At 31.1% G+C, this 13,422-nt stretch carries 12 protein-coding genes; 3 read left to right on the top strand and 9 right to left on the bottom strand.

What is annotated here, in order from left to right:
- Positions 1-39: 39 nt before the first annotated feature.
- Positions 40-1,122 (top strand): ribonuclease Z, encoded by a 1,083-nt coding sequence (locus tag ACXLDF_RS16390; protein ID WP_457559630.1) that lies wholly within the window; start codon positions 40-42, stop codon positions 1,120-1,122.
- A gap of 55 nt (positions 1,123-1,177) precedes the next feature.
- Here ACXLDF_RS16390 and ACXLDF_RS16385 read toward each other — a convergent pair whose 3' ends face one another.
- Positions 1,178-1,387: a MoaD/ThiS family protein gene (locus ACXLDF_RS16385; RefSeq protein ID WP_457559629.1), complete on the bottom strand. Its 210-nt coding sequence runs from the start codon at positions 1,385-1,387 to the stop codon at positions 1,178-1,180.
- A 224-nt stretch (positions 1,388-1,611) separates the two neighbouring features.
- Here ACXLDF_RS16385 and ACXLDF_RS16380 point away from each other — a divergent pair, with 224 nt between their 5' ends.
- Positions 1,612-3,522: a hypothetical protein gene (locus tag ACXLDF_RS16380; RefSeq protein ID WP_457559628.1), complete on the top strand. Its 1,911-nt coding sequence runs from the start codon at positions 1,612-1,614 to the stop codon at positions 3,520-3,522.
- 88 nt (positions 3,523-3,610) lie between these two features.
- Positions 3,611-4,321: a hypothetical protein gene (locus ACXLDF_RS16375; RefSeq protein ID WP_457559627.1), complete on the top strand. Its 711-nt coding sequence runs from the start codon at positions 3,611-3,613 to the stop codon at positions 4,319-4,321.
- A gap of 87 nt (positions 4,322-4,408) precedes the next feature.
- On the opposite strand, the gene ACXLDF_RS16370 is transcribed toward ACXLDF_RS16375, so the two are convergent.
- The 8 genes from ACXLDF_RS16370 to lpdA form a co-directional block, all read right to left on the bottom strand.
- Positions 4,409-4,861, bottom strand: coding sequence for a response regulator transcription factor (locus ACXLDF_RS16370; RefSeq protein WP_457559626.1), 453 nt, complete (start codon positions 4,859-4,861; stop codon positions 4,409-4,411).
- Between the two features lie 44 nt (positions 4,862-4,905).
- Complete coding sequence (locus ACXLDF_RS16365; RefSeq protein WP_457559625.1) at positions 4,906-6,669, bottom strand: NADH-dependent [FeFe] hydrogenase, group A6; 1,764 nt, start codon at positions 6,667-6,669, stop codon at positions 4,906-4,908.
- Between the two features lie 18 nt (positions 6,670-6,687).
- The gene (locus ACXLDF_RS16360) at positions 6,688-8,655 is read right to left on the bottom strand and encodes an NADH-ubiquinone oxidoreductase-F iron-sulfur binding region domain-containing protein (protein WP_457559624.1); all 1,968 of its coding nucleotides are present in this window, start codon (positions 8,653-8,655) and stop codon (positions 6,688-6,690) included.
- Positions 8,656-8,700: 45 nt separating this feature from the next.
- Positions 8,701-9,153, bottom strand: a complete 453-nt coding sequence (gene nuoE / locus ACXLDF_RS16355; RefSeq protein WP_457559623.1) for an NADH-quinone oxidoreductase subunit NuoE — start codon at positions 9,151-9,153, stop codon at positions 8,701-8,703.
- Between the two features lie 257 nt (positions 9,154-9,410).
- On the bottom strand, positions 9,411-10,043 hold the full coding sequence (locus ACXLDF_RS16350; protein WP_457559622.1) for an energy-coupling factor transporter transmembrane component T family protein: 633 nt from the start codon (positions 10,041-10,043) through the stop codon (positions 9,411-9,413).
- Positions 10,033-10,779 (bottom strand): energy-coupling factor ABC transporter ATP-binding protein, encoded by a 747-nt coding sequence (locus ACXLDF_RS16345; RefSeq protein WP_457559621.1) that lies wholly within the window; start codon positions 10,777-10,779, stop codon positions 10,033-10,035. Before ACXLDF_RS16345 ends, ACXLDF_RS16350 begins: the two co-directional genes overlap by 11 nt.
- Before the next feature lie 129 nt (positions 10,780-10,908).
- Positions 10,909-11,601 carry a hypothetical protein gene (locus tag ACXLDF_RS16340; protein ID WP_457559620.1) on the bottom strand — a complete coding sequence of 231 codons (693 nt, stop codon included), beginning with the start codon at positions 11,599-11,601 and terminating at the stop codon, positions 10,909-10,911.
- Positions 11,602-11,815: 214 nt separating this feature from the next.
- A complete protein-coding gene (gene lpdA / locus ACXLDF_RS16335; protein WP_457559619.1) occupies positions 11,816-13,312 on the bottom strand; it encodes a dihydrolipoyl dehydrogenase in 1,497 nt (498 codons plus the stop codon).
- Positions 13,313-13,422: the final 110 nt, after the last annotated feature.

The raw sequence follows: 13,422 nt of genomic DNA, 5'->3' as shown, positions 1-13,422 counted from the left end.
CCTAATAAATAAATCAAAGTAATCATTAATTCTTTTGATATGGAACTAATATTTTTAGGAACAAGCGGAGCCACTCCTACTCAAGAGCGGAATTTGCCATCAGTTGCTCTTAGATTGGATTCTGGACATATTTTACTATTCGATGCAGGTGAAGATGTTCAACGAAGATTTGAAGCTGCAAATTTAAAATTTAATGTTCCCTCAACTATCTTTATATCACATTTACATGGAGATCATGTCATTGGTCTTCCAGGTCTTTTATTTAATTTTCATCTTAATTCCCGCACAAAACCTTTAACAATTGTTGGTCCATTAGGTATTGCTTCTTTTTTATTAATGCATTACCAAATTGTTGGATTAAAGGCTCAGAATTATCCATTAACTGTCATTGAAATTGTTCCTCCAAGAATGAATAATTCCATTTTCAAAAATTCTACAAATAACATTGAAAATCATCAAAAGAATCAAATTTCTCAAAATACTCAGATGATTGTTTATTCTCACTTTTTAACACATGAATATGAACGCAAATTCTTAACTAAAAAAGATAATATTATTTTTTCTACAAAAAAATATCATGTAAAATATCATTGGTTAAATCACTCTGTTCCTACTATGGGTTATAGATTTGAAGAGCATCCACTAAATGGAAAATTTAATCCTGAACAAGCTAAAATTATTGGAGTTCCTGAAGGAAGGTTGTGGAAACGCCTTCAAAATGGTCAATCAATCACATTAAAGGATGGTCGGATAATAAATCCTGTAGAATCAGGTATTGTTACTCCCCCTCGACTTGGAAGGGTTATATGTTATGGTGCTGACACAGCAAAATGTGATTCACTCGTTAAATTAGCTGAAAACGCAGATATTTTCATATGTGAATCCACTTTTGGTAAAGAACTCCAAAATTTAGCTATAGAAAAAAAACATCTTACTGCAGAAATGGCTGCTGAAATTGCTAAAGATGCACGTGTCCAAAAACTAATTTTAACTCATTTTTCTAGTCGTTATAAAGATGTAAATGATTTATTATCTGAAGCCCAGCAAATATTCCCATCAACACAAACAGCTAAAGATCTTTTATCTATAAGTATAAAGGTTAGAAATCAAAAAATGAATTAATAATAATAAAAAGAAATAAAAGTAAAAGGAAATAAAAAAAGGTTTACTATGATGGTTAAAATCCACCAGCAATTTTAGGTAAAATAGTGATTTCGCTTCCTTGTTCAATTACATTATCTAAGCTAACTTTTTTTCCATTAGCTAAAACAACAAAAACTTTACTTTCCAATTTTAAATCTTTCAGCAATTCTCTTACCGTGCGTGTAGTTTGAACGCGGTAAGTCTTAAGTGTTCCAATTGTGTTTATTTCTTGAAGACTCTGCATTGTTTTTCCCTTCTTGAAAATAAAACTTCTTCATTTTAATTGTGAAAAACAACCCATTTAAATGTTATTCATATTATAAATTCGATTTAGTTGGAAAGATCAAGATTATGGAAGAATGGAAGAATTAATTATAGAATTGTTTACAAAAGATAACCTTTTTCAAAAATTAGGTGTTTTTTTAGATAGCATTTGAATAATTTCGAGAGTTCCCGTGATCTTTAAATATGGATGATTCCCACATTTTTGCTGAACAAGAAGCTATTATTAATTATGTTAAGCAAGCTATCTTCAAAATTAATCATTGTTCAACAGAAAAAGAAAAAGAACGAAGATTATATGATTTATTGGCATATCTTATATCTTCTTCTAATGATATTGCTCAGAGGCATGATTTTTATGAAGCCGCTGGCAGATTATATAGTGCCGCTTACTATTTAGAGCAACTTCATCCCTTAAAAGCCCAAGAAATCTATTTTCAAGTAATCAATTATTATCAAGCGTATACAGAACATCTAATTCATAAAAAAAACTTCTCAGAAGCTGCGAATGTAGTTTTAAAAATAGCATCAATATATAAAAAAAAAATTAAAAATGAAAATGAATACTTCGATCAATTAAAAATTGGAATAGAATTGCTGAAAAAGTCATTCAATAATTCTGAAGATTCTCTTGAAAAGTTATCAAAATCAAAATTAAGAGAAATATGTCATAATCATCAAAACTTAGCTTTATTATATGAAAAAATAAAGAACTGGAAATTAATGCTATTTGAAGCAAGAATCGCCCTTAAAATTGCAAAAAAGATACCTGATTATATGGTTGCTGCTAATTCATTCCAAAATATTTCTCGTGGTATAAACTTTTTACAAAATAGAACCAAAGGAATAAATATCCTACTTGAAGCTATCGATTATTTTGCGAAAGAAGCAGAAAATTGCGAAATCAAAAATAAATTCATACCTTTGGCTCAACTTTATCAAATCATAAAGAATTTATATGATCAGATGAATGATATTGAAAAATATGAGTATTTTGCGAGAAAAGAAGCTGGTGTTTATCTTTCATTAGCTAAGCAGGGGATACGAAATCGGATTAAAAATGAGCAAATTGCTTCCTATTACAGAGGTGCTGCTTTATGTTACCAAACTTTGAAAGGGAATTCAATTGATGCTGCCAGCTGTTTCTTTTTAGCTGCGCACTATTCTAAAAAAGCAAAAAAATTCTATGATGCTGCAATAAGTTTTGAAGATGCCGCTAAACTACTTGAGAATTTACTTAAATATCAAAAAGCTTGGGATCTCTATCAACAAGCAAGTTCTTGTGCAATTCGCATAAATGATTATGAATTAGCTATTTTAAATTTAATTAACGCAGAAGCAGTTGGAACAAAAATTAATCAAGATCTTCAATGTTTATATCATAAAATGTATAAATACCTCTTAAAGTATGCAGTAATTCAACATTATAAAGAAAATTATTTTATTTCTGGAACTCTTTTTTTAGAAGCCGCTGAAAGTCTCTCAAAACTTCCTGAGATTTCGATTAATAAAATAAAAGAAATTCTTTATGCTTGTTATTGTGAATATCTTTCTCTTTTTCAAAAAACTGATATTAGATCCTATCCTTCTTCAACAATATATTATATAGGGGTTTTAGTGAATTTTCTAAATCCAGTTTTTTCTTCGATGACAGAAGAAGAGATTAAGTATTTAGAAGATATAAAAAAAAAAACTGTAATACTTAATGAGAAACTTGATAAGAAAAAAAAAAATTATAAAAAAGAAGATATTTCATTAAAAGAAAAAAAACAAAATAATAATTCTTTGAACACTGATGATTATCGAAATATGAATAATGATCAAGAGAAAAATGAAAAATTATTCTTCAAACTTCAATCTTCACAAGAAATATATGAATACCTACTTTCTAATGCTCCTAAAAAATATATTAACTTAATTTCAACTCTTCGTGATTTTTTACATTCAGCTATACCTCTCAGAAAATCTTTTTTTATTAAGAACAGAATTGTTTTTCCTGATCATGGGATTGCTGAAATCCTAAAAATCCATGATTTAATTCTTAAATTTCCAAAATTACTGAACACAAATAATTATATCTCTTCAAATGAAATTTGAATGGAGTTACTATTAATATTATATAAAAAAAAAGAAATTATCGAAGTAAAAAAGGTTATAATAGGAAGATGTTTTTATTTTTTATGTTATGGAAGGAAAATCGCTAATAAATTTAGTAAATCTCCAAGATCCAATTAATAAGCGCCTTTTCAGATTCTTGGATTATATAAATAGGATTTTAAATGCAACGAAAGCGCCTTATGTGCGAGATTTAGTTACTATAGATTATCTTACAACTACTTTACAGATGGATTATAAAACTGCAGAGGAATTTTTAGATTTACTACAGAAATTGAAAATTATTGAATCTGATCAGCATGGTGCGTTTCCAGGATGTTTTTTAACTGTAAAAGGGAAAAAAATACTTGAAGAATTAAGAAATTTCTTTGATAATTTTCAGCCAAATCAAGATATTACAAAATCAAAAACAGAAAAAGTGTTTATTTTAGGAAAAACTCAAGATTCAGAATTACAAAATAACTTTAAGATTGATTTAAAGAAAGGTGATCTAGAGAATTATCCAGAAGATTTAATCTATCGCTTTTTAAAATTCCATTTAGGAGTGATTACAAATGCACAAGTACCCTATTTACGGGATCTTGTATCAGAAGATTTTTTAAAAGACAAAGAAAATTTGAGTTATAAACAAACTTCAGATTTTCTAGCTTTTTTAGTGAAGCAAGGTATATTAGAGTACAATCAATTTGGAGCATTTCCAGGAACAACTGTTACAGAACATGGGCGCGACCTATTTCTAAAATTGAAAATAAAATATCAAATAAATAATCTACATCAATAAAAAATTGTCACATCAATTTACACCGTACATGAGAGTATAAAAGAAAAAAAGTATGAAATGTGAAAAAATTATTTCTTTAGATTTTGATCAGAGCCATGGCTCTTTAGGTGAATCTAAAGCAATTCCATCCATTCCCTTTAATATTGCAATTTCTTTTTTAAGTAATTTATATAAATACATAGCATTTAGGGGTTTATGAACAAATAAATCGCAATTAAGCCATTTTCTTGATTCATAAGTTTGAGCATTAATATATATTCCAAACCGACTATGGGCTCCAGATAATGCAATAAGAAAAATATGATTTAAATTCTTATTATGCTTTACTCGATAGCAAAATTGGAAAGCTTCAGCATAATCAGTATCCATATTAATCACAATTATCTGAACGCTTTGTGACCCTAAAACATGATAAGCCTCTTCAAATGTTTTTACATGGTAAAGCGAAAATCCCTTTTCTTCAAAAACATCTGTAAATCTATTGATGGAGGGTGAATCCTCCATATTAATTAGTAAAATTGTATTGTAACCATATTCCATTTTTTTTTCCTCCTAAATTCATCCATTTTTTTATTGGATCTCTTTTAATGTCTCCTTTCGCTACGTGGATAATAGTGGGTATGTAATAAATGATGGGCTTCATTGCTACCTAAAGTCTTTAAAAAGTTTGCATATAACCGTTGTACTGCTGTATTTTCATGGGATAATCTGATTGTATATTGTTCATCTAGCTTATATAGTGCTTTTGCACGCTTTTTTATTACTTCTAAATCCATTCCTCTTGGTTGACCTCCTCCGTTGATACATCCGCCCGGACAAGCCATAATTTCAATAAAGTGATAATTATTGGGATTACCTGCTCGAATTTCATCACATATAATTCTTGCATTTTTTAAACCACTAGCTGCAACACAGTTGACTGTTAATTCTGGAGTTAATTGAATTTTTGCTTTTTTTATTCCATCGATACCCCGTACTTCAGATATTTCAAGATGTTCCAAATTTTTTTTGTTCACCAACCAATACGCAGTTCTTAAGGCAGCTTCCATTACACCTCCAGAAGCTCCAAAAATTTTTCCTGCTCCTGTACTTTCTCCTAATGGATCATCATATTTTGAATCTGGGAGCGATTGTAAATCTAAGCCAAACTTTTTAATTGCCCTAATCAGTTCACGTGTTGTTAAAACTGCATCAGTATTGGGAAGTCCATCATTAACTAGCTCTGAACGATCAGCTTCGAATTTTTTTGCCATACATGGCATAATTGCTACTTGAAAAATTCGTTTAGGCATGATCTGTTGATTTTTTGCCCAATAACTCTTAATAATTGCTCCCTGCATGCTCATAGGTGATTTACACGTAGACATATATGGGATTAAATCTGCATATTCATGTTCCATAAACTTGATCCAGCCAGGGCTGCAGGTAGAAATTAACGGGAGAGTTTTATTTTCAGTGATTCGTTTTATTAATTCATTTGCTTCTTCTAAAATTGTTAAATCTGCTCCAAAAACTGTATCAAAAACAGCATCAAAACCCATTCGTTTTAAAGCGGTTACTAATTTTCCTGAAACATCTGTACCGATGGGAAATCCAAATTCTTCTCCAATTGTAACCGAAATACTCGGTGCAACTTGAACAGTTACAATGGTGTTTGGATCATCAATTGCTTCTCTGACTTCTGTGCTTACATCTCTTTCCTTTAAAGCACCTGTTGGACACACTCTAACGCATTGTCCGCATAATACACATGAAGATTCATGAATCGTCTTTCCGAATGCGCTTGTAACTATAGATTCAAATCCACGTTTTGTAACATCAATTGCGTGTACTGATTGAACTTCATCACATACTTTTACACAGCGTTGGCATAAAATACATTTGTTTGGTTCACGAACAAGAGCCATACTAGTTTGATCCAAAGGATTTTGTCGTTTTGATCCTAAAAATCTGTGATCTCTTATATTATAAATTTTTGCTAGATCTTGTAATTCACATTCTCCATTTCTTTCACAATATAAACAATCCATTTCATGATTTGCTACTAAAAGTTCAACAATGACTTTCCTTATCGCTTGAATTCTTGGAGTGTTGGTGTGAATTTTCATTCCTTCTTTTACAAATGTACTACATGAAGGAACAGGTCGAGGGAACCCTTCAACTTCAACCACACAAATTCTGCATGATCCTGTGGGAGTTATTTCATCTAAATAGCATAACGTAGGAATATGGATACCATGATTACGTGCTACTTGAAGAATTGTTTGAGTATCTTCCACTTTCATGGGTTCATCGTTCATCCAAATATTAACTGGTTTTGATATAAGTAATTTTGCTGATGTTGCCATTTTTTGAATCCTCCATAATTATTCTAAAAATACTGCGCCGAATTTGCAATTTGATTGGCATAAACCACATTTTACACATTTTTCTTCAATTATATAATGTGCTTGTTTTTTTTCACCCAAAATTGCTTCATTAGGGCAGTTGAGTTTGCAAAGACCGCATCCAATGCATTTTTCTGCATCAATTTTAAATGACAATAATCCAATGCAAGCTTTTGCAGGACAGCGATTTTCATAAAGATGAGCTTCATATTCATTTCTGAAGTATTGTAAAGTAGTTAAAACTGGATTTGGAGCACTAATTCCAAGACCACAAAGAGCTGTGTCTTTAATTACATGGGCTAATTCTTCGAGTGAAATCATATTATTCATTCGATCTACTACTTCTAGATCATTTTTTGGTTTTTGTGTTAATTTTGTCAATGTTTCAAGAAGTCTTCGGGTTCCTTCACGACATGGTATACATTTACCACATGATTCGTCTTGGATGAACTTCATGAAAAAACGAGCAGTATCAACCATACACGTTGAATCATCCATGATTACTAATCCTCCAGACCCCATCATGGCACCTACTTTCTTCAATTGTTCATAATCTATTGGTGTATCAATTAAATGACTTGGAATGCAACCACCTGAAGGTCCACCAATTTGTGCTGCCTTAAATTTATGTCCGTTGGGAATACCACCTCCAATATTTACAATATCTCGAATTGTAATTCCCATTGGAACTTCGACTAATCCAGCACGACATATTTTTCCAGTAAGTGAAAATACTTTAGTTCCACGAGAACGATTAATACCCCATTTTGCAAATTTTTTCGGACCATAATTTAAAATCTTCGCAATTTGGGCAATAGTTTCAACATTATTAATGTTGGTTGGTCGTCCCCATAATCCAACTGTAGCAGGATAAGGAGGTTTAATACGGGGCATTCCTCTTTTTCCTTCAATTGACTCCATTAATGCTGTTTCTTCACCACAAACAAAAGCGCCAGCCCCTTTTTTGATTTCAATATCAAAATTAAAATTTGATTTTAGAATATTTTTACCTAAAAGACCATGTTTTCGACTTTGTTCAATTGCATTAGTTAGTTGTTGGATGGCTATTGGGTACTCTGCACGACAGTATATTATTCCTTTGGTTGCACCAATAGCATATCCCATGATAAGCATACCTTCAATAATTGAAAATGGATCTGATTCTAATACTGCGCGATCCATGAACGCTCCTGGATCTCCTTCATCTGCATTACAAATAACATATTTTTGACCATCTGAACTAATTGCATTTCGACAATATTGCCATTTTTCTCCAGTCGGAAATCCTCCACCTCCACGACCGCGAAGACCGCTGGATTTAATATCATCAATAACTTTTTGGGGGTTTCCTTGTTCTAATACATTTGCAAAAGCACTAAAACCTTGTTCATATGCAATATATTCTTCAATTGAACGAGGATTAAGTACTCCGCAATGCGAAAGAACGAATTTTTGCTGGTTTTTGAAAAATTCATAAGCAGATATAGGAAGAATATCAGAAAAATCTTCATCACTAGAATTTTCTTCAACAGGATATTTTCCCAAAACCCAATCTTTGATAATTTCTCCTTTTTGTAGTGTTTTTTGTATTATTTCCACTACTTTATCCTTTGTGATTTTTTTATATGCGATACGAACCTTTTTTGGTAATTTTATATCAACAATTGGCTCAAGATAGCATGAACCTATACAACCAACTGGAATAATTTCTGCATCAATTTTATACTTCTGTAATTCTGCTCGAAATGTAGTATAGGTTGATTGTGCTCCTGAGGCAAGACCGCATGTTCCCATTCCAATGAAAATTAAGGGTTTGGAATTTTGAATATGTTTTGCAGCGCGATATTGTTCTTTAGTTAAAGTTATGGGCGATCTGTCAATATGTATTTTTGTAGATTTAATTTTGGGGGATATCTTTGATTTTTTTATTGAATTTGTTTTACTCATAAAATTCTCCTCCGAATTTACTTTTTTCTTTGTTTCTTATTCTCCTTATTTGTATTTACGCAAGATCTTTTTAATTTCTCCAGCAGTTAAATTGCCGTAAAAATCAGAATCGATGTTCACAACCGGGCTTAATGCACAAGCACCTAGACATGCAACTAAATTTAATGTAAAGCGACCATCTTTAGTGGTTTCTCCTGCTTTACACTTTAATTCCTGCTCAAACACTGGAATTAACTTTTCTGATCCTTTTACATGACAAGCTGTTCCAGTACATAGATTAATAACATGTCGCCCAGGGGGATGTAAGCGAAATTGTGCATAAAATGTGGCTACTCCGTAGATTTTTGAACTGGGAATGTTTAGATATTCCGAAATTTCATAGACAGATTCTTCAGAAATATATCCATATTCTGCTTGCACAGCTTGAAGTATAGGAATAAGTTCTGAAGAATTTCCTTGGGTAAAATGGGATAAAATGTCAGATATTTTTGTAGGCATTTTGTATTTATCCTCCTAAATTTTCTAAATTGTTAAAATAAAAAATAATTGTCAGAAAAAGAATATAATCTGAAGGAAATCGGAAATTTCATATATGAAATGAATTCATTTTCTAAGAAATCTAATTTTTTTATCCTTATCAATGATGGTAAATCGACATTACTATGTCGCAGATAGATCATTTTTTCGCAAAATGAAAAATAAAGTATCAAAAATCTAAATTTCATTTTTTATATAAATTAAAAAATCTTCAAAATTTAATTAAATCCTCGGCTTTCAAGTGAAATTGAGAGATTTATTGCAAAATCCATAATCTTTAACAGAGCTGGAATTGCAATTGGTCCAGGTTTGAATAGATTAATTTTGTATCCTCTGGATTTTTGAATAATAATTATTTTCTGAATTTCTTGAGTCAAAAGGGGCAACCAGCTAATTGCGATTAAAATAGCAAAAATAAATTTTGCTGGAATTCTCACCTTGCGCAATTCGGTGATTAATTCAATAGGTGGGGTTGCATGTGTGAAAAGAAATGATGCTATGATCATTATTAAGATAGTTACTGCGAAATTTCCAAATAGTATAAGAGCTGATTTCCAATCTTTGGTTGCAAAATAAAAAATAAGAAAAATACTCAGGAAATTTAACATCAAGAGTTTAAAAAATCCTTTCATTATTCTCCAAGGTAATTTAACTAAAACAGCACATATACATTCGATTAAAAGGATTATCCATTTTAAATTTATAAAACTAGAAGAAAATGCCAACAAATTAAAACCAATAAAAATACTTAATTTAATTAGTGGATGAATGTGATATTTAAATGGGTGACTCTGAATGTCTTCATTACTTAATTTTAAATTGGATGTTTTCATTATCTGGTCAGGTTGCATAATTCCACATCCAAAGTGATCGTTTTCTCATTAATTCACTTTTTAATCTACGGGAAATTTGATGATCTTTAATATACAAGATTTCTTCACACATTTGTCCAATTAACCAAGGATCATTACTCGCAATTAAAATCGTCATATTCATTTCTAAATTCAACCGAGTTAGCCAACGCATAAGTGCAATCTTATTTTGATAATCTAGATGAATAGATGGTTCATCTAATATCAAAATTTTCGGTTGTAAAGCGATTATTGACGCCAATATAACTCGTTGTTTTTGACCTGCTGACAAATTCATGGGAATTCTGTCTTTTAGATCGATAATATTCAAATTTTGTAAGGCATCTAAGGCTAATTTAGGATTCATTTTTAGATTAAGAAGTCCGAATTTTACTTCATCTAAAACAGTATTACTGAATAATTGAGCATTTAAATCTTGAAAAACCATACCAGTTGTTTGGGCTAAAGAGGCTAATTTTGTTTTATGTACAAGGTGTCCATCAACAATAATTTCTCCTGAATATCTACTTCCTTTAATGGCATGAGGGATAATTCCTTTTATTAAGTAAGCTAAAGTAGTCTTTCCAGAGCCTGAATTACCTGCAATACCCAGTATCTCTCCTTTGTTAATTGTAAAATTAAGATTTTCATAGAGAATTCTCGATTTTTCATAAGAAAAGGAAACATTATGAAATTCTATAATTGGAGAAGGAGAATCATTTATCTCATGTTTCATGTTGTATGTCACCTATTATTCTTTATCTATAAAAAAAAGGATAGTCTATTGATAAAAAAGGAACAATCTTCAATTATTATCTCCTCTTAATTAATAATAATCAGTCAAAATATTTTACTATGAAAGTTATTACATTTGAGAAAAGCGCGCATAAATTGCTGTTTTTTTAACACTTAAAAATAATCCCCATGAAATATAACACATAATTATTGTAGGTAAACTTGATGTGATTCCACAAACAAGGGAAAATTTAACCAAATTCCAAGAAATCTCCATGACTGGAATTGAAACAAAACTACTGATATTCCAAAACGCATTAAATAAATTACTAAAACCCATTACATAAGGAAATTGGAAAAGGGTCCAAATAGTAAAAGTAGATAGCCACCAAATAGTACTACCTAAAATGCCAACTATAATTGGGCGAATAATCTGAATTTTAATAAGATATACTGCATCTAAAATAATACCAATAATTATTCCCACAACGATTTTATAAATTCCTGGAACTGAACCAAAAAAAGTTGTAGGTGCCGCAATGGTGCCAAAAATTATCATATAAAGAGTTAATGATCCAAAACGATCATCTATTAGATATTTGGTGAGTGAAATAAATAAAAAATTAATTGGAAGCATAATAAGAACTCCAGCAATTATATGTGAAAAAAGCAGTATGAATGAAGGACTTAATAATAAATCAATTCCAACGTTTGTTGCACTCATCAATGCAATGAAAATAACATTAACCAAACTTAATGATTTTTTAACATCTTGATGTGATTCTTGTTTTAAAAGCAGAGAAGATCGGTTTTTTTCAGTCATTATAATCATTGTTAGAATAACTTCAATATTATCTAAATGCTTGTAAAATGATAATTACATATTTGATTTTCACCACTTGAAGATCAAAGTTGATCGTTTGATTGTCATTTTTCGATCTTTTTTATTGGATAATATGAATTAAAATTAAAAGATGAGGATAATCAGAAAATAGTAAAAAAAAGGATGTAGAATAGATAAAGAAATTGTATGGAAATTATCGTCGTTTCCCTGCTTTATGGATTGCCATTCCGTGAGTATCTTCAACCGCTTCTAAAACTATCTCGCTTAATGTAGGATGAGAATGAATAACACTAGCAAGTTGATGAGTGGTCAATCCTAAACGCATTGCAACAGAAATCTCTGAAATTAATTCAGGGGCGGCTTCTCCTATACATGATGCTCCAACAATTAAATCTGTATGTGCGTCAACAATGACCATCATGAATCCATTTTCTTCTGCCATACATTTTGCTTTTCCAGAACTGGCATATGAAAAGCGACCAACTAAAATATCACCATATTTCTCTTTTGCTTCTTTTTGTCGTAATCCAACAGAACCAATATTCGGGTGTGTAAATGTTGTGGCTGGTACAGTGTTGAAATCTGCTTTTTGAGGGTAAACGCCCTTAAAACCTCCGATACTACTCAATGCATTTAAAACTGCGATATCTCCTTGATAGGATGCAAAATGTGCTAACATTAATATTCCTGTACAATCTCCAATCGCATATATTCCAGGAAAACTGGTTTCCATTGTTTCATGATTAATTGGGATTGAACCTCGTTGAAGTTTTATTTGGAATTTCTCCAATCCTAATCCATCGGTGTATTTTTGTCTCCCAATGCTAACCAAACACATCTCGGCTTCTATAACTTGTTTTTCTGCTTGTTCTATTTGATCTCGTGGGATTTTTGCATCACAAACTACTGCTTGAACACCATTTTCTGTAGGTTTAACAGAAAGGACATTTTTTGATTCGTGAATATTAATTCCAAGATATTTTAATTTCTTTTTTAGAGTTTTTACAACTAACTTTTCTTCATTGGCTAGTATTGTAGGAAGATATTCTAAAATAGTCACTTTTGTACCAAATTCGGCAAAGATATTGGCGAATTCACAACCAATAACTCCCCCTCCGATAATAATAAGTGTTTTTGGTAATGTTTTAAAATCTGAACGGAGAATGTCATCAGAATCAAGAATTTTTTTATGATCAATATTAAAAGCGGGTATGGCTGCTGGTTTAGAACCTGTTGCAATAATGATTCGCTTGGCTTTAATTTGTACATCTGAACCATCATCCTGCCGAATATTAACTGTAATGTTTGTGTAAATGTTACCCTCTACTAAAGAACCGAACCCTTTAAAGACTTGAACTTTTTTAACTTTACATAGTTGAGCAATACCATCAGTCAATTCCTTTACTACTTGATTTTTTCGCTCAACTGCAGTTGCAAAATCATACTCAATTGGACCTTTAACATGTATACCAAGAAGATTAGCCTTTTCTTTTAAATCAGCAATCATTTTTGCAGATGAATAGAGGGCTTTTGTTGGAATGCAGCCCCAATTGCTACATGTCCCTCCCAGTCGGGTCTCCTTCTCAATAAGTGCAACTTTGGCACCATAAGAAGCTGCTCGAAGTGCTGCATGGTATCCTCCTGGTCCAGAGCCAATTATCGCAAGATCATAAATATCTTCAACACTCATAAATACGTCAAAACGGAATTAAACAAAAATCTTACGAAAAAAGTTCAAAAGGATCGTTTCTTAGCTCATTCTGCAGTGAATTTTATGGTGATTTGTAATTTTTCTACAAT

This window comes from Candidatus Harpocratesius sp. (assembly GCF_054039255.1).
The sequence above is the reverse complement of the archived record's forward strand: the minus strand, read 5'-3'. Positions and strand labels throughout refer to the sequence as shown.